Source organism: Flavobacterium odoriferum, from assembly GCF_025499515.1.
Taxonomy (GTDB): Bacteria; Bacteroidota; Bacteroidia; order Flavobacteriales; family Flavobacteriaceae; genus Flavobacterium; species Flavobacterium odoriferum.
In genome coordinates this window covers 277,077-300,870 of sequence record NZ_JAMKFA010000001.1, presented here as the reverse complement: position 1 = coordinate 300,870, position 23,794 = coordinate 277,077, and the positions used below count along the sequence as shown (strand labels likewise).

Sequence of the window (23,794 nt, the reverse complement as noted above, 5' to 3'; positions counted from 1 at the left end):
TATGAATAAATTCATCTTAAAAGGAAGTTTCGGCTTCCTTTTTTTGTCAGTAGCATTATATTCTTGTAAATCATCACAAGAAGTTGCAACAAAAAAAGAGTCAGTAGGAATTAATGTAGGATATATGGATAAATCCGTAAATCCAGCAAACGATTTCAATCGTTATGTAAACGGAACTTGGTTAGATAAAACCGAAATCCCAGCAGACAGAACCCGTTGGGGAAGTTTTGATGAACTTCGTAAAAACACCGATGACGATGTAATGGCAATTTTAAAAGATGCCATCAAAGACAAAACCATCGACCCAAATTCAGATCAAGCAAAAGCTATTAATTTATACAAAACTGTTTTAGATACGGTTAGCAGAAATAAAGCAGGAATTGATCCATTAAAACCTTATTTGGCTAAAATTAATAGCGTTCAAAATGCAGACCAATTAGTTGCTTTATTAGCCGAAATGGAACCAGAAATGGGATTAGGTTTCTTCGGAAGCTACATTGGTGCCGATGCTAAAAACAGTAACAAAAATGTAATTTATGTAGGAACAGGAAGCCTTGGTTTGCCTGATAGAGATTACTACGTTTCCGATGCGCCAGACAACAAAGAAAAACGTGAAAAATACGTAGCTCACGTAACCAGAATGTTACAATATTTAGGTGAATCTGAAGCTACCGCGAATGCGAATGCAAAGAAAATTTTAGCCTTAGAAACTAAAATGTCAACCGCAACTTTAGATAGAGTAGAACGTAGAGACAGAAGAAAAACTTACAATCCAATGAGTTTTGCAGATTTGCAAAAATTAGTTCCAACCGTAAAATGGGATACGTATTTCCAAAACGTTGGAATTGGTAAAGTAGATTCGTTAGTAGTTTCGCAACCAAAATATTTACAAACTGTTGAAACTATTTTGAAAGACAATCAAGTTGAAGATTGGAAAGCGTACATGCGTTGGACAGTTTTAAGAGGTTCGGCAGGTTTATTATCAACCGATATTGAAAATGCTAATTTTGACTTCTACGGAAAAACCTTAACTGGAGCAGTAAAACAACGTCCAGCTGAAGAAAGAGCTTTAGCAACAGTTAACGGAAGATTAGGTGAAGCATTAGGAAAATTATACGTAGCTAAAAAATTCCCACCAGAAGCAAAAGCAAAAGCACAAGCAATGATTGCAAATGTAATGTTGGCTTTTGATAACCGAATCAACAATTTGCCTTGGATGACAAAAGCTACTAAGGAAAATGCAAAAATCAAATTGAATAAATTCCGAGTGAAAATCGGATATCCTGATAAATGGAAAGATTACTCAGAATTACAAGTGAAATCTCCAGAACAAGGCGGAACGTATTTTGATAATTCAAGAATGTACGCAAAATGGAGCCATAAACAAAATATCGCTAAATTAGGAAAACCTGTTGATAAAGAAGAATGGGGAATGTCGCCTCAAACGGTAAATGCATATTTCAGTCCAACAAACAATGAAATTGTATTCCCAGCAGCGATTTTACAACCACCTTTCTACGATTACAAAGCAGACGAAGCCGTAAATTATGGTGGAATTGGGGCTGTAATTGGTCACGAAATTTCTCACGGATTTGATGATTCAGGTTCAAGATACAATGCAGATGGAAATTTAGTAAACTGGTGGAGTGATGAAGATTTGAAACAATTCACATCATTAGGAAGTGCTTTAGCTGATCAATATTCAGCTTTAGAACCATTACCAGGAATTTTTGTAGATGGAAAATTCACTTTAGGTGAAAACATCGGAGATTTAGGAGGAGTTAACGCAGCTTACGACGGGTTACAAATCTATTTGAAAGCAAACGGAAACCCAGGTTTAATCGACGGATTTACGCCAGAGCAACGTTTCTTCATTTCTTGGGCAACCATTTGGAGAAGTAAAATGCGTGATGAAGCGATTAAAAATCAAGTAAAAACTGACCCACATTCACCAGGAATGTATCGTGCGTATGTGCCGTTACAAAATGTGGAAGCGTTCTACAAAGCGTTCAATATTTTACCACACAACGGTATGTATTTACCTTTTGAGAAACGCGTGAAAATTTGGTAATCAAATTCAAAAAATAAAATCAAATCCCATCTTTTTAGGTGGGATTTTTTATTTCTTCTTAATTGCTCGATTCACTAAATAAAGTCCAATAATAGTTATTGTTCCACCAATGATAATTGCAGTAGTTAAAGGTTCATTAAACAACAAATAACCAAAAAATAAAGCCACCATCGGATTGATATACGCATACAAACTACTAATTTCTGTTGGTAGATTTTCCAATGCATAAATAAAAGCAATAAACGTTAACACCGAACCAAAAACGACCAAATACCCAATCGACCACCAAGAAATAGCTGGAATTTCAGTCAACGGAACCGAAGTCCCATTAAATCCAATTACGCTTGAAATCACAATACTCGAAATCAACATTTGCAAACCCAAACTAAAATACGGATTAAAATTCGTCTTATTTTCTTTGATATAAATCGAAGACAACGCCCAAGTAAACGTAGCAATTACCGAAAGTATAATTCCAAATCGGAATTCAGGACGTAAGAAATCGTTGAGGTAATCATAGAAAATGACGCAAATGCCACCAAAGGCGACAATCAAACCTACAACGGCTTTCCAAGATGTTTTTTGTCCGCGAAACAAACTGATGATTACAATCCAAAGTGGAAAAATAGAACCAATAATCGCACCCAAACCACTCGAAATGTATTTCACGCCCCAAGTACTCAAACCGTTACTCAGCATGAAATTCAAAACGCTCAAAACCAAAATCGTGCGCCATTGTCGTTTATTTGGCCAAGGATGTTTTTTGATCAAGAAATAAAACAAATACAACAATCCACCAAAAAGTTGGCGTAGCGCAACCAATTGCATCGGAGGCATGTGCTTGACACCTTCTTTGGAAGCAATCCAAGTGGTTCCCCAGAAAAAGCTAATCCAAATTAATGCTAAAATAGGCAAGCCAATTGCATTTTTCTTTTGTTGGATGTAATTGTGAAATACGCTAAAATAAGCCATTACTAAATTTCTTTTTGGAACGAATAACCTAAAATTGTTTCCACTTTTTCACTAGAAATAATTTTACCTTTCGATTCCGAATTTTCGGCAAAGGTAGGCAATGGCAAATTGAATAGTTCAGCTTTTTTGTGATAATATGCTTTACGTGTTGGATGCTGAGGTGCTACAGCGTTGAAGGTTTGATTCCATTCCCAATTGTCATGCTGAACTTGTTTCAGTATCTCTTCAATAATTCCAATACAATCTTCTCTTTCAATCATATTTACTGGTGCATTTGGATTTTCAACATTCGTTCTGCCTGCCAAAAATTTTATAGGATGACGATCATCACCAAGCAAACCACCAAAACGAATTACGGTAGTTTTAAAATGCGAATTCGATTGTAAAAGTGTTTCGGCAATAACTAATTGTTTGCCACTTTCTGTATCTGGATTTGGTTTTGTTGATTCCGTTATTTCAACAATTGGGAAACCATCACCATAAACTGAAGTCGAACTTATAAAAACAACTTTCTGAATGCCCGATTTTTCGATAAATGGAATCAACGTTTTTACTTTATTTACGAATGTTATTTCGTTAGAAGTCGAAGTTTCTCTTCTTAATCCAGGTGGAATATCTATCACTAAAATATCTGTTTCTTTCAGAAAATCTTCAATATTCCCAATGATTTGATTTTCCTCCAACTGAATTTGGAAAGGTAAAATCCCAGCATTTTTCAACACGTCTAATTTACTTTCCGAAGTCGTAGAACCTTTTACTTCGTAACCTTTTGAATGCAATGATTTGGCTAAAGGAAATCCAAGCCAACCGCAGCCAAGTATGGAGATTTTATTCATTGTATTTTGTCATGCTGAACTTGTTTCAGCATCTAGTTTATGATTAAATTATGAAAATGAGATACTGAAACAAGTTCAGTATGACAAACTAGTGTTAACTATCTTTCTTTACCAACATATAAAAATCATCTTCCAAAGCACGATAGCCTTGGTCGTACAAAAAGAAATAGGTGTTACCCGTTTTGGTTTGTAACATGCTTGTAAAAAACTCAAAATCGAAACCTTTGCTTAGTAATTTGGTTTTGGTGGTTTTTCCTTTGTCTTCTGGGTTGAGTTCGCACAAAATGCGGTAATTTTTACGCAATTTGTTGTTAATATTGCGCATCAGATTGTTCTGATCCTTGTTCATTTTGTTGTTGTACGCATTGCGGCAGCCATCCGAACAAAACTTTTTGTCCTCACGACCGATTATTTTATCGCCACATTCTAAACAGGTTTTACTCATAATAATATCGTTCAATGTTTACCAATTTATTACCAATGAGATGTTTTATCTCTTTTAAAAGCCCTTTTTCATTATATAAATACTCGAATTTTATTGTCTCACTTTTGCCGTATTTTGATGTATCATATTTTAGAATTGTATTTTCATAAAAGTATTCCTTAATGTCAATTTGATTTTCAGAATATTTTTTATCTCTAATTAAAAAGTTGTTTTTATCAAAGTATTGAATAGTTTTATAATAATATTTTGGAAATGTTTTATTTTTATTATCAATTGTAGTGATAAATTTCCCGTATTGATTGTAAACTATTTCCGTATTGGAATCTAAATATGGTCTTTTGTTAGTGAAATACCATCCTGTAGAATCTATTTGTTTTACTAGATTTTTATTTTCATCGTAAAAATAATTTCTTTTGGTGTGCTTTTCTTTTTTATAAGTATATGTTGTCCATTCCAATAGCTTGTTTTCGTCATATTTCCATTCTTGTGCTAAATACTTTTCTTCACAATAAGTACAACTTTTAGAAACTTTAAATTCGGATTTCATATCGAATTTTGAATAATAGGTTGTACTATCAGTTGACTGAAATTGTTTTATTTTTCTGTTTTTTGAATCATATTCAAATTCAGTTATTTTTGGATTATTTATCGAAATAAACAAATGAGTTGTATCATTTTTAAATAAATAGATACTTTCATTTTTATTGTAAACAATATTTTTAATAACATTGTTGAATGAATCGTATTCAAATTCTTCAATAGTTGAATTGTGTTCTATTTTTTCTTTTTCTTTTTTTTCTTCTGATAAATGAAACAATGATTTTCTGGTAATCAGATTGTCTTTGGAATACTCATTTTCAAAATTATAATACTCACGATGGCTTCCGCCTCCATGACCTATTATAAGCCAATTGTGATTTGTTCCTTTTATTTTAAATTTCTCTTTGTTATATTCGTATTGCTTTAATAGCAAACTATCTTTTTTAATTTTCCCATTCTTTTTTACATCTTTCGAATAAACGGTTACCTTTTTTACATTAAATTTTTCAAAGTTTTTAGGGTTTTCCCAATCCACATAAATTTGATTCAAATTTTCATTTTGACCGAATGAAAATATTGAATTGATTAGAATTAGTATTATGATGACTTTTTTCAAGTTTTACTTCTTAAAATTAAACTTCATTTCTTTACCACTTTTTTCAAAAACCACGTAAATATTGATTTCGTTATCCGAAATTTTCTCAAACGTAAATTTGTCGAAATACACATGTGTTGGAGTAACTTTTACCAATTCAAAGTTTTCACTTACTTCCGCTTTTTCCCAGCCTTTTAATTCGCCGTCAAAGTGTTTTAGTTGTAATAAAAGAGTTTTGTCTTTTTCAATAATGTGTCCCAATTCATAAAAAACAACTTTTCCGTCTACGACTAATTTAAAATTAAACATCATTGAATTTCCTATGGGTTCGCTCCAAGTTTCTTGACAAATGCCACCTAATGCTTCGCCTGTCCAATTCCCGACAATCCATTTTACATCTTGTAAAGTGGCTTTTGGAGAACCTTTTTCATCGTTATAATTCAGAGTGTTTTGTGCGTTACTAAAAGTGTTTCCTAAAACAAAAAGCAGTAAAAAAAGAAAGGTTTTCATCTATTTTATTTTTTTAAGTTGATACAAGTCATGTCGACGATCTTTCATGGTTCTAACGCTACCATGTTCGTGCAATTCTTTTAATAAATTAATGTCAACGTCTACAATTAGTGTCATTTCTGTGTTTGCTGTGGTTTCAGCTTTAATTCCGTTACTTGGAAAAGCAAAATCAGAAGGCGTAAAAACCGCCGATTGCGCATATTGAATGTCCATGTTGTTTACTTTTGGTAAATTCCCAACACAACCCGCAATGGCAACATAACATTCGTTTTCAATAGCACGCGCTTGTGCACAATGTTTTACACGAGTATAGCCATTTTGCGTATCAGTTAAAAAGGGAACAAACAAAATATTCATGCCTTCGTCTGCCATTAAACGCGAAAGTTCCGGAAACTCTACATCGTAACAAATTACAATTCCAATTTTTCCACAATCGGTGTCAAAAGTCTGGATGGTATCGCCACCTGTAATTCCCCAATAGAAAATTTCATTTGGTGTGATATGAATTTTGCGATACATTTCTTGTGTTCCATCTCTTCGGCATAAAAAACCTACGTTATACACGTGTCCGTCTTCTAAATACGGCATGCTTCCTGTGATGATATTGATGTTGTAAGAAATAGCAAATTCTTGCATCTTCTTTCGAATAGCATCGGTATATTTTGCCAATTCTTTGATGGCTTCTGCTTCCGAAAGGTGATTGTAATCGGCCATTAAAGGCGCAATGAATAGTTCTGGAAACAACGCAAAATCACTTCCGTAACCAGAAACGGTATCTACAAAAAATTCGGTTTGTTCAAAAAGTGCTTCTAAATTTCCTAACGAACGCATTTGCCATTGAATTAATCCCAATCGAACAATACTTTTTTCAGTATTAATTAATCTAGGATTGTCTTCATAATAAACGTTATTCCATTCTAATAAAACGGCGTATTCTTGTGATTCTACATCGCCTTCCAAATAATTTTTTAACACACGAACTTCGTGAAAATCATTACTCAATTGAAATGATAAAACAGGATCATAAATTTCTTTACGCTTTACTTTATGAATGTATTGTTTTGGATTAATTTCGGAAGCATATTTTCCATAGTTTGGAATTCTTCCTGCAAAAATGATAGATTTTAAGTTTAATTGTTCGCATAATTCTTTTCGGGAATCGTACAATCTTCTGCCTAATCGTAGTCCTCTATATTTTGGATTGATAAAAACGTCAATACCGTATAAAACTTCTCCTTTTGGATTGTGAGTTGAAAATGTATAATTTCCAGTAATGGTTTTGTAGTTTTTGGTTTTAAATGCAAAATCTTCAGTAACCAAAATGGATAATGCTGAACCAACCACCACTCCGTCAGCTACAATTACAAGTTGACCTTCAGGAAATAAAGCTAATAATTTTTCAATATGATCTTCTTTCCAATATGAATTTACCATTTCTGGATACGATTCAATCATGGATTTTTTTAATTCTTTGTAATCTTCGATTTGAAGATTACGTAATTCTACTTTGTTAATTAAATTTGGCATATAATATTGATTTTCAACAAATATAGCGAAAATAATTCCCATTTACAAACGCTTACAAATATTTACAACCGAAAGTAAATAGCTAAATACCGAATAACGTTTTTTTCTTGTCACATCTTTGCACTGTCGAAATGAACGAAAGAAAAATTCAAATGCAAGTTCAATTTCAAAAATCAATTTTATTAATTATTTAAATTTTTACACGCCATGAAAAACAGAGTACAATTAATCGGACATGTAGGTCAAGAACCAGAAATCAAAAACTTAGAATCTGGAAGAGTAGCAAACTTCACTATCGCTACAAATGAAAATTACACCAACGCCAAAGGTGAAAAAGTAGAACAAACCGAATGGCACCGCGTTTCCGCTTGGGGAAAAACAGTAGATATTGTTGAAAAATTATTAACCAAAGGAAGTCACGTTGCCATCGAAGGAAAACTAACTCACAGAAGCTACGATGACAAAGACGGAAACAAACGTTATATCACGGAAGTGGTTGCCAATGAATTGGTTCTATTGAGCAAATAAGTCAAGAACAATTTCAAAATCAACATCACAATACTTTTATAAACACAAACATTAAATATTTATACGCCATGAAAAATTCAGTACAATTAATCGGACATGTAGGTCAAGAACCAGAAATCAAAAACCTAGAAGGAGGGAAAAAATTAGCAAATATCAGCATCGCTACAAACGAAGTGTATTACAAAGACAACGGTGACAAAGTAGAACAAACGCAATGGCACCGTGTAACCGCTTGGGGAAAAACAGCTGACATTATCGAACGATTTGTAACCAAAGGCAAAGAAATCGCCATTGAGGGCAAACTAACACACAGAAGTTACGACGACAAAGACGGAAACAAACGTTATATCACGGAAGTAATAGCAAACGAAATTCTGTTAATCGGTAAATAAGGATGTTATGCAAGTTAAAGTATTTTCAATCCGATTTGATAAAGCATTTTTGGACTTCGATCAACAACAATTGAATGCTTTTTTAAATTCGGTTACGTTTAAAAAGTCGAGCACACAATTTGTGGAAAGTGAAGAAGCACATTGGTCGGTTATTGTTCATTATGAATCAGAAGAACAAGAAAAATCAGAACGATTAGAACGAAAATCTTACGAAGATTTGAATCCGAAAGACAAGCAAGTTTACGGTTATTTGAATCAGTGGAGAAACGAAAAATCAGAAGCTTTGAAACTGAAAAAATACATGATTTGTCACAATTCAGAATTAATCGATTTAGCGATGTATAAGCCAAGTAACTTAGATGAATTGCAACAAATTAAAGGTTTCGGAAAACAAAAGTCGGAACGATTTGGAGAAGATATTTTAGCAATTTTGAATGCTGTTTAATTGATAAACCATCGACTTTTGTCGGTGGTTTATTTATTTAATTCCGCTTGTAAAGCATCTACAAATAATCCCATGTGGTAACCATCAACCAAACCATGATGCGCTAAAACCGTCATAGACATGGTTTTTTTGTCGTTTTCGGTCATCAATTTACCATACGAAACTTTTGGACAGCTATCTTTTAAAGTGTATTTTCTAGAATGTGTTAATCCTGTGAAATTAATCCAAGGAACGGCAGAAAAATGAATGATATTTTCAGGAAATTCTCTTGTAAATAGTCCTGGTGTTATTTGAATTCTTTCGATTTCAGTTTGAACGTTTTTAGCAAATTCGTGAATATCGGAATGAAATTTCATAAACGAAAATCCAAACGTTTTGTCTTCTCGCATGATTGTCGAAGAAGCGTCAATTTCGTCATAAAGTACTACTTCATTTCCTTCAATTCGATATCTGAAATTTTCTACTTGGTTAACGGCAACAATCGTTTTGTGTAAGTAATAAACAAAAAACGGAATTTGCATGGCTTTCGCCTTTTCATAAGCAATAGTCATATCTATTGGTGTGGTAATGCCAAAAAAGGGCTCTTCGAAAGTACAGAAAAATTCAAAGTGTTCTTTTCGGTTCCAAGTGGATATGTCTATTTTTTGTTTCATTTTAATAAGGGTAAAATCTCAGTAATATTGGTAAACGATTTGAAATTATCGTGTTCAATTTCAAAATCAATTTTTTCGTATTCCCAAGTCGTGTGATACGGAATGTGAATCGCGTGTCCGCCAATGTTTAAAACTGGTAAAACGTCTGATTTTAATGAATTTCCAATCATTAAAAAATCTTCGGCTTTACAATCTAAACGAACTAACATTTTTTCGTAATCCAATTCGGCTTTGTCGCTCATGACTTCAATATGATGAAAATAAGCACCAATTCCTGAATCGTGCAATTTGCGGTGTTGGTCTTTTAAATCGCCTTTTGTAGCTACAATTAATTTATGACTTCCTTTTAGTTGTTCTAAAACTACAGTAACGTTGGGTAATAATTCGACAGGTTTTTGCAGTAAATCTTTTCCAATTTGAATCACTTTTTGAATATTTTGTCCCGAAATTTTATGATTGGTTAATTCCAAAGCCGATTCTATCATTGACAATGTAAATGCTTTGATTCCGAAACCATACAGTGGTAAATTCTTAATATGATGATTCAAAATCAATCCCAAAATTTCCTGACTTGATGCATAATCTTGAAACAACACACAAAAGCGTTCTTGCGCCTCATCGAAATAAGGTTCGTTGTGCCATAAAGTGTCGTCGGCGTCGAAAGCGATTATTTTTGGGTTCATTAGTTTTTGAATTTAAAAAAGGAGTAGCTTTTATTTTTCGAATCGTAAGCACCAAAAAACAAATCAGATTTAAATTTAAAAACCGTTGGTTTTTCTAAATCCTTTTTTTCTTCTGCAAAAGCTCTTAGTTTATCAAATGGAAGTTTTTCAATTTCTCCTGGAATATGATTGAAGTTTTGATCAAAAACAGAGTTTATGTAAATTACTTTTCTTTTACTATAAGAATTCAAATTGTCATTAGAAAAGCTTGCGGCAATTACGCTTCCAATTATACTTCCAGTTGCGCCACCAATCATTCCTCCGTAGATTATGAATGAGTTGTTGTTGTCTTCCAGAGAAACGCCACCAATTGTAAAATATAATTTATTATTAGCAGAAAAACAGCTTAATGAAGGGTAAAAGCGATTGGTTTTTCTTAAAAGTTGATTTGTTGTTCCTAAAATTCTAGTACTTTTAACACTGCCGTTTTCTTGAATGATGTCAGAGTTTTTATATTCAAAATCTTTCTCATCATTAATTTCAAATTGCTTTAATAGCTTTCCTTCAAAGTTCTTAATCTCAACAATCATATGTTTGGAGTTCAACTTCATTTGTATTATTTGGTCATCAATAATGAAGGAGTTTGAATCTACAAAAACAAAATCATTTTGCCTAACATACGGCTGATTTAAAGAAAAAACAGAGGCTGTAAATTGTTTTAAGTTGATAGAAATTACTTGTGTAAAACTTTTATTGCTATCTAATGTAAAAATTATATTATTATTTTTTACATACGCTTTTCGTTTTTTCGAACTTATTACTAATGAAGGTGGAGTTTCATTTGAAATGTTTTGAAACGATAATTCCTTTTCAATAGCGTTATCTTCATGAAGAATTGCCCAAAGATTAGTAAATTTATTTTCTTTGTTTACAAATTTCTTATCAGTAAGATCAATAGTTTTTTTCTCTAAAGACTGATTTTTAATAGCATGAAAATTCAAAATACTACTATTTTTTTTTATAGTAATAATGTAAAACACATTGTCAATCACAATGTTTTTCATGATTGCTTCTTCTTCCATTTCTAATTTCAATATTTTACTTGAAACATTCTTTTTTTCATAATTAAAATACTGAACTAATACTTCATTATCTTTCGTGTTTAACCAATAAAGAACACCATTTCCATCTTCAAAACCATTTCCAATTATACTTTTATATTTTTTATCTGGTTTGGAGGTTTTTAATTTTTCTTTAAGGTCTATATTTTCATCAAAAAGTATTGATTCAATATCCGTTTTGTTTATTAAGAAAAATGATAATTGATTTTTTTGATCATCTATTGCATGAAAATAGTCGGTTTTGCTGTCAATTTCTAAATTAATGTTTTTAACTAGTTCTTGAGAATAAGAGATGGTATTTAAGAAGCTAAATAGAAAGATAATAATTTTTTTCATATAACAAGTTTTTTAACTAATCATCGCGCCATTAATCACGCCTTCCGCATCAGGATTTACAAATACCAATTTACCTTCAGCATTGTTCGTTAACAATAACATGCCTTCGCTTTCTACACCGCGTAATGCTCTTGGTGCTAAGTTTACTAAAACAGTTACGCGTTTTCCAATGACTTCTTCTGGTGTAAAATGCTCTGCAATGCCAGAAACAATAGTTCTTACATCAATTCCGGTATCTACTTTCAAAACCAATAGCTTATTGGCTTTTGGCATTTTTTCTGCTTCAATAATCGTTCCGATTCGTAAATCTATCTTTGCAAAATCTTCAAACGAAGCCGTTTCTTTTTGCGGTTCAGCTTTTGCGTTTTCCACTTTGTTGGCAGTTTTAGTTGCTTCTAATTTGTCTAATTGTTTTTGGATTTCGGCATCTTCAATTTGGGCAAATAAAATTTCGGCTTGACCAATTTGATGTCCTGCTGATAATAAATCTGTTTTAGTCGTTACATCATTCCAACCTAAAGCATCGATTTTTAAAATATTCGATAATTTTTTAGCTGTAAACGGTAAAAATGGTTCCGATAAAACCGCTAAAGCAGAAGCAATTTGCAACGCCACATACATTTGCGTTTGTACTCTTGCCGGATTTTCTTTTACCATTTTCCATGGTTCTTCATCCGCTAAATATTTGTTTCCTAAACGAGCCACGTTCATCAATTCACCTAACGCTTCTCTAAATCTGTAACGCTCAATTGAGCTTGAAATTACGGCTGGATAAGCTTTTAATTCGGCTAATGTTTGCTCGTCAACTTCTGAAAATTCGTTTGGAGCTGGAACAATTCCGTTGTAATATTTATTGGTTAGCACCACAACACGATTGATGAAATTTCCAAAAATAGCCGCTAATTCATTATTATTTCTCGCTTGAAAATCTTTCCAAGTAAAGTCGTTGTCTTTTGTTTCTGGAGCATTTGCCGTTAACGCATAACGCAACGAATCTTGTTTTTCTGGGAAATCTTGTAAATATTCGTGTAACCAAACCGCCCAGTTTTTAGAAGTCGACAATTTGTTTCCTTCTAAATTTAAAAATTCATTTGCTGGAACATTATCTGGTAAAATATAACTTCCTTCAGCTTTTAACATCGCTGGGAAAATAATACAATGGAAAACGATATTATCTTTTCCAATGAAGTGAACCAATTTTGTATCGGCATCTTTCCAATATGGTTCCCAATCTTTTCCTTCGCGAGCTGCCCATTCTTTAGTAGATGAAATGTAGCCAATTGGCGCATCAAACCAAACATATAATTTTTTCCCTTCGGCACCTTCAACTGGAACATCAATTCCCCAATCTAAATCACGCGTTACGGCTCTTGGTTCTAAACCACCATCAACCCACGATTTTACTTGTCCGTACACATTTGGTTTCCAGTCGTTTTTATGACCTTCCAAAATCCATTCTCTTAAGAACGATTCGTAGCGATTTAAAGGTAAAAACCAGTGTTTTGTTGATTTTAAAATTGGAGTTTCACCAGTAATGGTAGATTTCGGATTAATTAAATCCGTAGCATTTAAAGTCGAACCACATTTTTCACATTGATCGCCGTATGCTTCCGGATTGTCGCACTTTGGACAAGTTCCAGTTACGAAACGATCTGCTAAAAATTGGTCCGCTTTTGCGTCGTATAATTGTTCGGTAGTTTCTTCGATGAAATCGCCGTTATCGTATAATTTTTTAAAAAATTCTGATGCGGTTTTATGATGAATCTCCGAAGAAGTTCTCGAATAATTATCAAAAGAAATTCCGAAATCTAAAAACGATTGACGAATGATTCCGTCATATTTATCAATTACTTGTTGAGGTGTAATGCCTTCTTTTTTAGCTTTCATTGAAATCGCCACACCGTGCTCGTCGCTTCCGCAAATGAAAGCTACATCTTTTCCTTGCAAACGCAAATATCTTGCATAAATATCAGAAGGAACATAAACACCTGCTAAATGCCCAATGTGAATAGGTCCATTTGTATAAGGTAAAGCCGCTGTAATCGTATATCTTTTCGGATTTTCTAACATATCATCATAAAATTTGATGCAAAAATAATCGATTAGTGATGAAATCAAGAATTTTAATTGGATTTTGTTTACTTTTGAGTTAATAAAATCTGACTATGTATAGATTTATTTTAGTACTTATTTTAATTTCAAACTTTTCTCATTCGCAAAAGAAAATGAAAATACCACCTTATCTTAAAAAAGCCGACACAGTTGCTATTGTTTGTACGGCTCGTAAATTTTTTCCAGAAGATGCAAAACCTGCTATTGAATTATTAGAATCTTGGGGATTAAAAGCCAAATTAGGCAAAACCATAGGTTTAGATAGTTGCCAACTTGGCGGAACTGATGCCGAAAGAACAGCCGATTTTCAAGAAATGATGGACGACGACAACATAAAAGCAATTTGGTGCGCACGTGGTGGTTATGGAACCGTTCGAATTATCGATTCGTTAGATTTTACTAAATTCAAAAAACATCCGAAATGGATTATGGGATTTTCTGATGTTACCGTTTTACACAGTCAACTAAATGTAGAACGAGTTGCTACATTGCATTCGATTATGCCATTTACGGTTCCAAAAGCACCTGAAGAAGTGAAAGAAACCTTACGAAAAGCACTTTTTGGAGTAACTATTTCATATACTGTTCCATCAAAACCATACGATATAAAAGGAAAAGCTTCGGGTGAATTAGTAGGAGGAAATATATCGATTTTATATAGTTTATTGGGTTCAAAATCATCGATTGATACGAAAGGAAAAATTCTCTTTATTGAAGATTTGGACGAATACTTGTATCACATCGACAGAATGATGTACAACCTAAAACGCAATGGTTATTTCGAAAATGTAAAGGGAATTATTGTGGGAAGTATGGCCGATATGCACGATAATGAAATTCCTTTTGGACAAAATGAAGTGCAAATTATAACTGAAATTGCTAAAGAATTTAAAATTCCAATTGTTTTTGAATTCCCAGCGGGTCATCAAAAAGACAACCGAACTTTGATTCTTGGAAAACAAGTAGATTTTGAAGTGAATGATAAAGAAGTTATTTTATCTTTCAAATAACTGAACACAAAAATCTGAATACTGAATACTGAATACTTTAACAAATGGCGGAACACAATGATTTAGGAAAATTTGGAGAAGAATTAGCAGTTGATTTTTTAGAAAAAAACGGCTACGAAATCTTAGAAACCAATTGGATTTTTGACAAAGCCGAAATTGATATTATTGCTCAAAAAGAAAATATTTTGGCAGTTGTTGAAGTGAAAACACGTTCGAGTTTAGATTTTGGTTTGCCACAAGAATTTGTAAAGCCTAAGAAAATCCAATTATTGGTAAAAGCTATAAATGAATATGTTACCCAAAATGATTTAGATGTTGAAGTCCGATTTGACATTGTCGCTATTCATAAAGAAAATACAGAATTTGTTATAGAACACATCGAAGAAGCGTTTTATTATTTTTAATGTTAAATTTGTAACAAATTGTTTTTGGTTTGTATATTTGCGCCAAACAACGACTAAACCAACAAATTAGAATGAAAACTATTTCATCAGTAGTAGAACAATACATTAAATCAAAACCATTTTTACTGAGTTCGCTTTCACAAGGAATCATCAATTTAACTTCTTTGGCAAGAATAATGATGCCAGAATTAGAAGCACATTTAGGAAAAGATGTTAAACAAGGCGCTGTTGTAATGTCCTTAAAAAGGCTTTCGGAGGAATTAGATTTTAAAATCAATTATAAAATTTCAAAAGTCTTAAAAAATATTGGCGAAATCACTGTTCGTTCTTCCCTGACAGATTATACCTTTGTAATCTCTAATACATTATTAGAAAATCAAGCAAAATTATTATCAGAAATAAACAAACTACAGGATATTTTTTACACATCGTCGCGTGGTGTAAACGAAACCAATATTGTTACCAGTGCTTCAGTTGGACCAATTATTGATGCACTATTCAAAGGCGAAAAATTAACACACAAGATTGAAAACTTATCATCAATTACAGTTAAGTTACCTCAAGAAAACATTTCTACACCTGGTGTTTATTACTATATTTTTCAGCGTTTGGCATGGGAAGGTGTAATTATTCATGAAGTAATTTCTACGACTAATGAGTTTACTGTTATTGTAAGTGATGAACAAATTGACATAGCTTTTAAGGTGATAAAAGACCTAAAAAATGTATTTGACTAACAAAAAATAGTTTATTTTTTTTCACATCAAAAAAAGAAACGTATTTTTACCATTCTATACATACTAAAAACAAGTTTTAGTAGTTTAAGAACAAAAACGTTTTACATTGAAAAGCAACTTAATAAAATACTCTCTATCGGTTGGATTAATACTTTTTTTAATAGCTTGTTCTGTTAAAAAAGATAAATTTATTAACCGAAACTTCCATGCCGTAACTACAGAATACAACGTATTATATAATGGAAATGTCGCTTTAGACAAAGGTTTGGCCGATTTAAAAACAACGTATCAAGATAATTTTTGGGAAATTCTACCTGTGGAACGAATGCCTAAGAATGAAGATGCATTGTTGCCAGGACAATCAAAAAATCCAAATTTTGAACGTGCTGAAGAAAAAGCAGTAAAAGCCATTCAAAAACATTCCATGAACATTGCTGGAACTGAAAAAAACCCGCAAATGGATGAAGCGTATTTATTATTGGCAAAAGCGCGTTATTATGACAATCGTTTTATACCATCTTTAGAAGCGTTAAATTATATTTTGTACAAATATCCACTAAGTGATCGAATTTATCATGCAAAAGTGTGGCGCGAAAAAGTAAATATTCGCTTAGATAATGACGAAGTTGCAATCAAAAATCTGAAAAAACTTTTGGAAGACAAAAAAATTTCCGGTCAAGATTTAGCAGATGCAAATGCAATGTTAACGCAGGCTTACATGAATATTCAGGCAAAAGATAGTGCTATTTCAACCATTAAAATCGCAAAGGAAACAACAGATAATAACGAAGAAAAAGCAAGATATTCTTTTATTTTAGGTCAATTGTATGAAAGCATGAATTATCAAGATAGTGCATTTGTAGCTTTTAACGATGTGATTCAAATGAACAGAAAATCACCACGCAGATATGTAATTCAAGCACATGCAAAACAGGCACAACAATTTGATTACAAAAAAGGCGATACTTTAGCTTTTGTAGAAAAATTTAATAAACTTTTAGAAGATAGAGAAAACCGACCTTATTTGGATGTTTTAAATCATCAAATGGGACTTTTCTATGACAAACAAGGAAAAAACAGAGTAGCCGAAAATTATTACAATAAATCAATTAAATCTATTTCTCAAGACAATTATTTAATTTCTTCAAATTATAGAAATATTGGCGAAATTTACTTTCGTGAAGCAAAATACAAAACGGCTGGAAAATATTACGACAGTACATTAATTCGATTAGACGATCGAACAAGAGAATTTAGAAAAATCAAGAAAAAAAGAATTAATCTAGATGATGTAATTAAATATGAATCCATCGCACAACAAAACGATAGTATTTTGTCAGTTGTAGCAATGAATGATTCTGATAGAAATCAATATTATGAAAAACATATTGCTAAACTAAAAATTGAAGACGAGAGAAAAGCAAAATTAGCAGCTGAAAAGGCTGAAAAAGAAGCCAATTTGCTAGCAAGTCAAAACGCATCTTCAAATTCTATGGCTATTGGGGGAAAAGACAATGCAACTGCTGTTAAAGCAAACACTGGTCCATCAAGTTTGCCTCCTGGAATGATGGGTAATTTAGACAATAATAGTTTCTATTTTTACAATCCAGTTACGGTTGAATATGGTAAAAAAGAATTCGCAACCAAATGGGGAAAACGCGAATTAAAAGACAATTGGAAATGGTCTAATTTAAAATCAAATAACTCAAATATCGATTCAAAAGACGATGAGAATATGGGCGAAGATGTTGTTGATGAGAAAAAAGACGAAGAAACTACAAACCCATTATACACTGTTGATTTTTATTTAAAACAAATTCCTACAGATAAGAAACTATTAGACAGTTTAGCAAAAGACAGAAATTTTGCCTATTATCAATTGGGACTTATTTACAAAGAAAAATTTAGAGAAAACGAATTGGCGGCTTCTCGCTTAGAACAATTATTAAAAAATAATCCTGAAGAACGTTTAATTCTTCCAGCAAAATATAATTTGTATAAGATTTATCAAATCATTTCTCCGGCTAAAGCAGAATTGATTAAGCAACAAATTTTAGCAGAATACCCAACAAGTCGTTATGCCGAAATTGTTAAAAATCCAACTATTGAAATTGCCGATGAAACCAATCCAGAAGCAGTTTTTAAAACGATGTACAAAAAATTCGAAAACAATCAAATTAGAGAAGTTTCTGGCGAAATTGACGAAATAATTAATCGTTTTACTGGCGAAGAATCAGTTGCTAAATTTGAATTATTAAAAGCTAAAGTTATTGGAAGATTACAAGGGTTAGATGAATATAAAAAAGCATTAAACTTTGTAGCATTAACCTATCCAAATATAGAAGAAGGTAAACAAGCTGAAAGTTTGTTAAAAACGGATATTCCAAAATTAGAAGCATTAGATTTTAGTAAAAACGAACCAACCGAATGGAAATTAGTTTTCCCTAAGAAATTTCCGTATGATAAAGACGTTAAAAATCTAACCGACAAAATTGAAAAATACCTTAAAGATTCTAATGCAGTATTGTTAAAATCTTCAGATGATATTTATTCGGTTTCAGATAATTTTATTGTAATTCATGGATTTAGTTCAAAAGAATCGGCAAACTCAGTATTATCGGTTTTAAAAGAACACAAAAATTATAAAATTAAAGACCAAGCCTACATCATTTCAACCGAAGACTATAAAATTGTTCAAATGAAGAAAAAATTTGAAGAATGGCTTTTGTTGAATAAATAATAACCCCAAAACCTCATAAAATGTTTGATAAAGTTAAAAACCAAGATCATTTATTAGGAAAAACTAACAGAATTGTTGAAGGAACTACTATAAACGGTGATATTACAACCTTTGCCGATTTTAGATTAGACGGAAAACTCACAGGAAATTTCACTTCCGAAGGAAAAATAGTAATTGGTCCTACAGGAGAAGTCATAGGCGATATCATTTGTAAAAGCATCGATATCGAAGGTGTTTTTTCTGGTAAACTTCAAGCCGAAGGTATGCTAAATGTAAAATCAAAAGCACATATAACAGGCGAAGTAATCGTAGGTAAATTAGCAGTAGAACCTGGTGCCAGATTTGAAGCTAGTTGCGAAATGAGAACGCAAATCAAATAATGGATTCAAACAATAAAAAACAAGCTAATAAGTGGTTAGCACTAATTAATATCCCATTTCAAATGGGATTGATTATTTTTTTAGGAGTCATCTTTGGGCAATGGTTAGATGAAAAATTTAAAATTGAAGGTTCAATATTAACAATAGTATTTTCATTGTTAGCTGTTTTTATAGCGCTTTATAATGTAATTCGACAGGTTAATAAAATGAGTAATGATAAAAAAGAATGAGTAAGAAAATTGCGCGACTGTTTGTTTATTTAATTCCTATAACTGTACTTTTTTACTTTTGTCAGGAATTTATTTTGAGTTCTTATTTCAATCAAATCGAATTTAAATTATCGACTTTTTCGATTTATTTATTCCACTTATTAACGGTTGCAGTTTCGTACACTTTATTAGTGTTGGTAAATAAATATTTTTTTCAGCAAACTGGGTATGCTTTTTTAGCGTTTGGAATCATCAAAATGGGACTTTCGGTATTCTTTTTAATGCCAGTTATTGATTCTGACATTGCTAATAAAATTCCAGATGTGTTGTCTTTTTTTATACCGTTTTTCATTTTTCTATTGTTAGAAACAATTTTTTCGGTTAATTTACTGAATAGTTCCGATTTGAAAGAAAACTAGTAAAATGGTTTTTTAGCTTACTTTTTTTAAAAATTATAATAATAAGTTTTCATTTTTTAATTAATAATGTACCTTTGCACAAAATTTAGAGGAAATAAATTTTACTATTATTAGTATAAGTATATGAGAATAGCAAATCGCACAATTCAATTTTTGTTTTCATTATCATTTTTGATTTTACCATTAATGGCTTCTGCAAGCGGAGGACATTCAGAATCAGCTGATAAAGAGTTTAGCGCTACAGAACTTATTAATTCACACATTGGAGATTCTCACGAGTTTCACATAGCTGATTGGAATGGTCATGCAATTTCGTTGCCATTACCTATTATTTTATGGACAGATAATGGATTAGAGATTTTTTCTGCTTCAGAATTTCATCATGATAATACAGGTCATCATGTAGCGAAAGAAAAATTTGTAAGATATAATGAAGTAATTTTTTATGCTGACAAATTTGAAACATTAAAAGAAGAAGACAAAAGTGCTTTTAATTTTGCTGCTCGTCCTTTAGACTTTTCAATAACAAAGAACGTTTTCTCAATGTTAATGTCTGTTATTATTCTTTTGGTATTATTCATAACAGTTGCGCGTTCTTACAAAAAGAACAGCATGGCTCCAAAAGGCTTAGCTGGTTTCTTAGAACCATTAGTAATTTTTGTTAGAGATGACATTGCAATTCCAAATATCGGAGAAAAGAAATATGGAAAATACATGCCATATTTATTAACTATCTTTTTCTTCATCTGGATCAACAACTTAATTGGTTTAATTCCTTTCTTCCCATTTAGTTCTAACTTAACTGGAAATATTTACTTTACTTTTGTAATGGCATTTATTACATTTTTGATTACAACTTTAAGTGCAAACAAAGCATATTGGGGACACATTTTTGCACCACCAGTGCCAAAAGCGTTATACCCAATTATGTGGCCAGTTGAAATTATTGGAATGTTTACAAAACCATTCGCATTAATGATTCGTTTATTCGCTAACATTACTGCAGGTCATATTATTATTTTGAGTTTAATTTCATTGATATATATATTCAAAACAGTTGCAATTGCTCCAGTTTCAGGTGCTTTCGTATTGTTCATGAGTGTTTTAGAAATGTTGGTTGCTGCTTTACAAGCGTATGTATTTACGTTGTTATCAGCATTATTTATTGGTCAAGCTGTTGAAGAGCACGACCATCACTAGGATTGAGTTTTATTAATTATTAACTATATAAATATTTTATTATGGTATTAGCTGGAATCGGTGCTGGATTAGCTGTTATTGGAGCTGGAATCGGTATTGGAAAAATTGGTGGATCTGCTATGGACGCTATGGCAAGACAACCAGAAGTTGCTGGTAAAATTCAAACTGCAATGATTATTGCTGCTGCTCTTATCGAGGGTGTTGCTTTATTCGCTGTAGTAGTTGCATTAATTGCAAAGTAATTAAAGATAAACTTCTTACAGCGGTTGGCTGTAAGAAGTTTTTATTACAAAACTAAATTAACAATATAGATATATGAACTTTACTTCACCAGAAAGCTTAGTATTTTGGACAACCTTAATTTTCGTTGTATTTTTTCTATTAATGAGAAAATTTGCATGGAAACCTATTTTAGGAGCAGTTAAAGGAAGAGAAGACTCTATTAATAACGCTTTATTAGCGGCTGAAAACGCTAAAAAAGATATGTTAAACTTGAAGTCTGATAATGAAAAATTATTAGCTGAAGCAAGAGCTGAAAGAGACTTGATGATTAAAGAAGCAAGAGAAATCAAAGAAAAAATGATTGCTGATGCTAAATCTGAAGCACAAGTTCAAGGAGCAGCAATGATTGAATCTGCGAAAGCAACAATCGAAAGTGAGAAAAATGCAGCGATGGCAGAATTGAAAAATCAAGTTTCTTCTTTGTCATTAGAAATTGCTGAGACATTATTAAAAGGAGAATTATCTAACAAAGAAGCTCAAACTAAATTGGTTGAGAAAATGTTAGGTGACGCTAAATTAAACTAATATCATGGCAGGAACTAGAGCAGCAATTCGATACGCTAAAGCCATTTTGGACATTGCCCAAGTGAATAACAGCACACAAGCTGTAAATTCAGACATGACTTCAATTGTTAACGCAATTAAAGACAGCTCTGAGTTAAAAGACTTTTTGCAAAGTCCAGTTGTTAAAGGTGAAATTAAGTTTTCTTCTTTAAACGAAATTTTTGCTTCTGCTCAAAAAGAGACAAAAGGATTATTTCAATTGCTTTTAGCTAACAAAAGATTTGAATTATTAAATGATGTTGCTTCACAGTTCAATGCTTTATACGATGAACTTAACGGAATTGAGATTGCTAAGGTAACTACCGCTTTCCCAATTACGCCTGAGTTAGAAGCTAAAGTGTTGGCAAAAATTGCATCGTTTTCGAATAAAAATATTACCATTCAAAATATTGTAGATCCTGCTATTATTGGTGGATTTATTTTAAGAATGGGTGACAAACAATACAATGCATCTGTTGCAAGCAGACTGCAAAATTTAAAAAGAGAGTTTAGTAATTAATATACCATTAAAGATATATCAAAATGGCGGAAATTAAACCTGCTGAAATTTCAGCAATATTAAAACAACAATTATCAGGTTTTGAATCTGGTGCATCGTTAGAAGAAGTTGGAACAGTACTTCAAGTTGGAGACGGTATCGCTCGTGTTTACGGATTATCAAACGCTCAATACGGAGAGTTAGTTCAATTCGAAAACGGATTAGAAGCTATCGTATTGAACTTAGAAGAAGACAATGTTGGGGTGGTACTTTTAGGGCCATCTACAGGAATCAAAGAAGGTTCTACAGTAAAAAGAACACAACGTATTGCTTCTCTTAAAGTAGGAGAACAAATGGTAGGTCGTGTTGTGGATACTTTAGGTAACCCAATTGATGGTAAAGGTCCAATCGGTGGTGAGTTATTCGAGATGCCATTAGAAAGAAAAGCTCCTGGAGTTATCTTCCGTCAACCCGTAACTGAACCATTACAAACAGGAGTAAAAGCAGTTGATGCGATGATTCCAGTTGGTAGAGGTCAACGTGAGTTGGTTATTGGTGACCGTCAAACTGGTAAATCAACAGTTTGTATTGATACCATCTTAAATCAAAAAGAATTTTACGATGCAGGAAAACCTGTATTCTGTATATATGTTGCAATTGGACAAAAAGCTTCAACTGTAGCAGGAATCGCAAAAATGTTAGAAGAAAAAGGGGCAATGGCTTATACAGTTATCGTTGCTGCAAATGCTTCTGATCCAGCTCCAATGCAAGTATATGCTCCTATGGCAGGTGCTGCAATCGGAGAATATTTTAGAGATTCTGGTCGTCCAGCTTTAATTGTTTATGATGATTTATCTAAACAAGCTGTAGCTTACCGTGAGGTGTCTTTATTATTAAGAAGACCACCAGGACGTGAGGCTTACCCTGGAGACGTTTTCTACTTACACTCTCGTTTATTAGAAAGAGCTTGTAAAGTAATTAACAACGACGAAATCGCTAGAAACATGAATGATTTACCAGATTCTATCAAAGGAATCGTTAAAGGTGGTGGTTCATTAACAGCGTTACCAATTATCGAAACACAAGCGGGTGACGTTTCTGCATATATCCCAACAAACGTAATTTCGATTACTGACGGACAGATTTTCTTAGATGGTGATTTATTCAACTCTGGAGTTCGTCCTGCAATTAACGTTGGTATTTCGGTATCTCGTGTTGGAGGTAATGCACAAATTAAATCAATGAAAAAAGTATCAGGTACTTTAAAATTAGACCAAGCACAATTCCGTGAATTAGAAGCTTTCGCGAAATTTGGTTCTGACTTAGACGCTGTAACTTTAAACGTTATTGAAAAAGGAAAAAGAAACGTTGAAATCTTAAAACAAGGTTTAAATTCTCCTTTTACAGTAGAAGATCAGGTGGCTATCATTTATGCAGGTTCTAAAAACTTGTTAAGAAATGTACCAGTTGTAAAAGTAAAAGAATTTGAAAAAGATTTCTTAGAATACTTAAACGCTAAACACAGAGATACATTAGACGCACTTAAAGCAGGTAAGTTTGATGACGCTATCACTGACGTTTTAGAAAAAGTAGCGAAAGAAATTTCAGCAAAATATAATTAATTTT

The 23,794-nt window shown here is 32.4% G+C and carries 26 protein-coding genes; 16 read left to right on the top strand and 10 right to left on the bottom strand.

The features are described from left to right. Position 1 precedes the first annotated feature (1 nt). Positions 2-2,071, top strand: coding sequence for a M13 family metallopeptidase (locus M9Q43_RS01400; protein ID WP_262317189.1), 2,070 nt, complete (start codon positions 2-4; stop codon positions 2,069-2,071). Positions 2,072-2,119: 48 nt separating this feature from the next. Here the strand turns inward: M9Q43_RS01400 and M9Q43_RS01395 are convergent, their stop codons facing one another. The 6 genes from M9Q43_RS01395 to M9Q43_RS01370 form a co-directional block, all read right to left on the bottom strand. Then, on the bottom strand, positions 2,120-3,043 hold the full coding sequence (locus tag M9Q43_RS01395; RefSeq protein ID WP_262317188.1) for a DMT family transporter: 924 nt from the start codon (positions 3,041-3,043) through the stop codon (positions 2,120-2,122). Between the two features lie 2 nt (positions 3,044-3,045). Continuing rightward, a complete protein-coding gene (locus M9Q43_RS01390; protein ID WP_262317187.1) occupies positions 3,046-3,879 on the bottom strand; it encodes an SDR family oxidoreductase in 834 nt (277 codons plus the stop codon). Positions 3,880-3,973: 94 nt separating this feature from the next. Further along, positions 3,974-4,324, bottom strand: coding sequence for a hypothetical protein (locus M9Q43_RS01385; protein ID WP_113987668.1), 351 nt, complete (start codon positions 4,322-4,324; stop codon positions 3,974-3,976). Beyond that, complete coding sequence (locus tag M9Q43_RS01380) at positions 4,317-5,480, bottom strand: hypothetical protein (RefSeq protein ID WP_262317186.1); 1,164 nt, start codon at positions 5,478-5,480, stop codon at positions 4,317-4,319. The genes M9Q43_RS01385 and M9Q43_RS01380 overlap by 8 nt, the downstream gene beginning before the upstream one ends. Before the next feature lie 3 nt (positions 5,481-5,483). After that, the gene (locus M9Q43_RS01375; protein WP_262317185.1) at positions 5,484-5,969 is read right to left on the bottom strand and encodes a DUF6265 family protein; all 486 of its coding nucleotides are present in this window, start codon (positions 5,967-5,969) and stop codon (positions 5,484-5,486) included. Continuing rightward, a complete protein-coding gene (locus M9Q43_RS01370) occupies positions 5,970-7,496 on the bottom strand; it encodes a carbon-nitrogen hydrolase family protein (protein WP_262317184.1) in 1,527 nt (508 codons plus the stop codon). Between the two features lie 207 nt (positions 7,497-7,703). Between M9Q43_RS01370 and M9Q43_RS01365 the strand changes: the two genes are divergently transcribed. From M9Q43_RS01365 to M9Q43_RS01355, 3 genes are all read left to right on the top strand, one after another. After that, positions 7,704-8,024, top strand: a complete 321-nt coding sequence (locus M9Q43_RS01365; protein WP_262317183.1) for a single-stranded DNA-binding protein — start codon at positions 7,704-7,706, stop codon at positions 8,022-8,024. 68 nt (positions 8,025-8,092) lie between these two features. After that, complete coding sequence (locus M9Q43_RS01360; RefSeq protein WP_262317182.1) at positions 8,093-8,416, top strand: single-stranded DNA-binding protein; 324 nt, start codon at positions 8,093-8,095, stop codon at positions 8,414-8,416. 7 nt (positions 8,417-8,423) lie between these two features. Beyond that, positions 8,424-8,861, top strand: a complete 438-nt coding sequence (locus M9Q43_RS01355; RefSeq protein WP_262317181.1) for an HRDC domain-containing protein — start codon at positions 8,424-8,426, stop codon at positions 8,859-8,861. A gap of 29 nt (positions 8,862-8,890) precedes the next feature. Here the strand turns inward: M9Q43_RS01355 and M9Q43_RS01350 are convergent, their stop codons facing one another. From M9Q43_RS01350 to metG, 4 genes are read right to left on the bottom strand one after another with little or no spacing between them, the layout of a single operon-like run. Further along, positions 8,891-9,514, bottom strand: a complete 624-nt coding sequence (locus M9Q43_RS01350) for a chloramphenicol acetyltransferase (RefSeq protein WP_262317180.1) — start codon at positions 9,512-9,514, stop codon at positions 8,891-8,893. Beyond that, positions 9,511-10,197: an HAD family hydrolase gene (locus tag M9Q43_RS01345; protein ID WP_262317179.1), complete on the bottom strand. Its 687-nt coding sequence runs from the start codon at positions 10,195-10,197 to the stop codon at positions 9,511-9,513. Before M9Q43_RS01345 ends, M9Q43_RS01350 begins: the two co-directional genes overlap by 4 nt. Continuing rightward, on the bottom strand, positions 10,197-11,633 hold the full coding sequence (locus M9Q43_RS01340) for a hypothetical protein (RefSeq protein ID WP_262317178.1): 1,437 nt from the start codon (positions 11,631-11,633) through the stop codon (positions 10,197-10,199). The genes M9Q43_RS01345 and M9Q43_RS01340 overlap by 1 nt, the downstream gene beginning before the upstream one ends. A 12-nt stretch (positions 11,634-11,645) precedes the next feature. Next, complete coding sequence (gene metG / locus M9Q43_RS01335) at positions 11,646-13,703, bottom strand: methionine--tRNA ligase (RefSeq protein WP_262317426.1); 2,058 nt, start codon at positions 13,701-13,703, stop codon at positions 11,646-11,648. Positions 13,704-13,798: 95 nt separating this feature from the next. On the opposite strand from metG, the gene M9Q43_RS01330 reads away from it, so the two are divergent. From M9Q43_RS01330 to atpA, 12 genes are all read left to right on the top strand, one after another. After that, positions 13,799-14,755, top strand: a complete 957-nt coding sequence (locus M9Q43_RS01330; protein WP_262317177.1) for a S66 peptidase family protein — start codon at positions 13,799-13,801, stop codon at positions 14,753-14,755. A 44-nt stretch (positions 14,756-14,799) separates the two neighbouring features. Then, on the top strand, positions 14,800-15,159 hold the full coding sequence (locus M9Q43_RS01325; protein ID WP_262317176.1) for a YraN family protein: 360 nt from the start codon (positions 14,800-14,802) through the stop codon (positions 15,157-15,159). 71 nt (positions 15,160-15,230) lie between these two features. Further along, positions 15,231-15,896 (top strand): aspartate kinase, encoded by a 666-nt coding sequence (locus M9Q43_RS01320; RefSeq protein ID WP_262317175.1) that lies wholly within the window; start codon positions 15,231-15,233, stop codon positions 15,894-15,896. Between the two features lie 106 nt (positions 15,897-16,002). Beyond that, entirely contained in the window at positions 16,003-18,636 is a 2,634-nt protein-coding gene (porW, locus tag M9Q43_RS01315; protein ID WP_262317174.1) for a type IX secretion system periplasmic lipoprotein PorW/SprE, read from the top strand. A 20-nt stretch (positions 18,637-18,656) separates the two neighbouring features. Beyond that, on the top strand, positions 18,657-19,016 hold the full coding sequence (locus M9Q43_RS01310) for a bactofilin family protein (protein WP_262317173.1): 360 nt from the start codon (positions 18,657-18,659) through the stop codon (positions 19,014-19,016). Beyond that, positions 19,016-19,246, top strand: coding sequence for an AtpZ/AtpI family protein (locus M9Q43_RS01305; protein WP_262317172.1), 231 nt, complete (start codon positions 19,016-19,018; stop codon positions 19,244-19,246). Before M9Q43_RS01310 ends, M9Q43_RS01305 begins: the two co-directional genes overlap by 1 nt. Next, entirely contained in the window at positions 19,243-19,644 is a 402-nt protein-coding gene (locus M9Q43_RS01300) for a DUF6168 family protein (protein WP_262317171.1), read from the top strand. Before M9Q43_RS01305 ends, M9Q43_RS01300 begins: the two co-directional genes overlap by 4 nt. A gap of 123 nt (positions 19,645-19,767) precedes the next feature. Then, on the top strand, positions 19,768-20,844 hold the full coding sequence (gene atpB, locus M9Q43_RS01295; protein WP_408611228.1) for a F0F1 ATP synthase subunit A: 1,077 nt from the start codon (positions 19,768-19,770) through the stop codon (positions 20,842-20,844). A gap of 41 nt (positions 20,845-20,885) precedes the next feature. Next, complete coding sequence (gene atpE / locus M9Q43_RS01290; RefSeq protein WP_026717725.1) at positions 20,886-21,086, top strand: ATP synthase F0 subunit C; 201 nt, start codon at positions 20,886-20,888, stop codon at positions 21,084-21,086. A 73-nt stretch (positions 21,087-21,159) separates the two neighbouring features. Then, positions 21,160-21,651 carry a F0F1 ATP synthase subunit B gene (locus tag M9Q43_RS01285; protein ID WP_262317170.1) on the top strand — a complete coding sequence of 164 codons (492 nt, stop codon included), beginning with the start codon at positions 21,160-21,162 and terminating at the stop codon, positions 21,649-21,651. Positions 21,652-21,655: 4 nt separating this feature from the next. Further along, on the top strand, positions 21,656-22,189 hold the full coding sequence (gene atpH, locus M9Q43_RS01280) for an ATP synthase F1 subunit delta (RefSeq protein ID WP_262317169.1): 534 nt from the start codon (positions 21,656-21,658) through the stop codon (positions 22,187-22,189). A 23-nt stretch (positions 22,190-22,212) separates the two neighbouring features. Beyond that, on the top strand, positions 22,213-23,790 hold the full coding sequence (gene atpA, locus M9Q43_RS01275; protein WP_133608824.1) for a F0F1 ATP synthase subunit alpha: 1,578 nt from the start codon (positions 22,213-22,215) through the stop codon (positions 23,788-23,790). Positions 23,791-23,794 lie beyond the last annotated feature (4 nt).

Coding starts and splice junctions, on each gene's coding strand:
- M9Q43_RS01395 (WP_262317188.1), bottom strand. CDS start 3,043: ATGGCTTATTTTAGCGTATTTCACAATTACATCCAACAAAAGAAAAAT.
- M9Q43_RS01350 (WP_262317180.1), bottom strand. CDS start 9,514: ATGAAACAAAAAATAGACATATCCACTTGGAACCGAAAAGAACACTTT.
- M9Q43_RS01325 (WP_262317176.1), top strand. CDS start 14,800: ATGGCGGAACACAATGATTTAGGAAAATTTGGAGAAGAATTAGCAGTT.
- atpH (WP_262317169.1), top strand. CDS start 21,656: ATGGCAGGAACTAGAGCAGCAATTCGATACGCTAAAGCCATTTTGGAC.
- atpE (WP_026717725.1), top strand. CDS start 20,886: ATGGTATTAGCTGGAATCGGTGCTGGATTAGCTGTTATTGGAGCTGGA.
- M9Q43_RS01340 (WP_262317178.1), bottom strand. CDS start 11,633: ATGAAAAAAATTATTATCTTTCTATTTAGCTTCTTAAATACCATCTCT.
- M9Q43_RS01400 (WP_262317189.1), top strand. CDS start 2: ATGAATAAATTCATCTTAAAAGGAAGTTTCGGCTTCCTTTTTTTGTCA.
- M9Q43_RS01330 (WP_262317177.1), top strand. CDS start 13,799: ATGTATAGATTTATTTTAGTACTTATTTTAATTTCAAACTTTTCTCAT.
- M9Q43_RS01310 (WP_262317173.1), top strand. CDS start 18,657: ATGTTTGATAAAGTTAAAAACCAAGATCATTTATTAGGAAAAACTAAC.
- M9Q43_RS01300 (WP_262317171.1), top strand. CDS start 19,243: ATGAGTAAGAAAATTGCGCGACTGTTTGTTTATTTAATTCCTATAACT.
- atpB (WP_408611228.1), top strand. CDS start 19,768: ATGAGAATAGCAAATCGCACAATTCAATTTTTGTTTTCATTATCATTT.
- M9Q43_RS01360 (WP_262317182.1), top strand. CDS start 8,093: ATGAAAAATTCAGTACAATTAATCGGACATGTAGGTCAAGAACCAGAA.
- M9Q43_RS01385 (WP_113987668.1), bottom strand. CDS start 4,324: ATGAGTAAAACCTGTTTAGAATGTGGCGATAAAATAATCGGTCGTGAG.
- M9Q43_RS01345 (WP_262317179.1), bottom strand. CDS start 10,197: ATGAACCCAAAAATAATCGCTTTCGACGCCGACGACACTTTATGGCAC.
- M9Q43_RS01305 (WP_262317172.1), top strand. CDS start 19,016: ATGGATTCAAACAATAAAAAACAAGCTAATAAGTGGTTAGCACTAATT.
- M9Q43_RS01355 (WP_262317181.1), top strand. CDS start 8,424: ATGCAAGTTAAAGTATTTTCAATCCGATTTGATAAAGCATTTTTGGAC.
- M9Q43_RS01285 (WP_262317170.1), top strand. CDS start 21,160: ATGAACTTTACTTCACCAGAAAGCTTAGTATTTTGGACAACCTTAATT.
- M9Q43_RS01365 (WP_262317183.1), top strand. CDS start 7,704: ATGAAAAACAGAGTACAATTAATCGGACATGTAGGTCAAGAACCAGAA.
- atpA (WP_133608824.1), top strand. CDS start 22,213: ATGGCGGAAATTAAACCTGCTGAAATTTCAGCAATATTAAAACAACAA.
- M9Q43_RS01375 (WP_262317185.1), bottom strand. CDS start 5,969: ATGAAAACCTTTCTTTTTTTACTGCTTTTTGTTTTAGGAAACACTTTT.
- M9Q43_RS01390 (WP_262317187.1), bottom strand. CDS start 3,879: ATGAATAAAATCTCCATACTTGGCTGCGGTTGGCTTGGATTTCCTTTA.
- M9Q43_RS01370 (WP_262317184.1), bottom strand. CDS start 7,496: ATGCCAAATTTAATTAACAAAGTAGAATTACGTAATCTTCAAATCGAA.
- M9Q43_RS01320 (WP_262317175.1), top strand. CDS start 15,231: ATGAAAACTATTTCATCAGTAGTAGAACAATACATTAAATCAAAACCA.
- metG (WP_262317426.1), bottom strand. CDS start 13,703: ATGTTAGAAAATCCGAAAAGATATACGATTACAGCGGCTTTACCTTAT.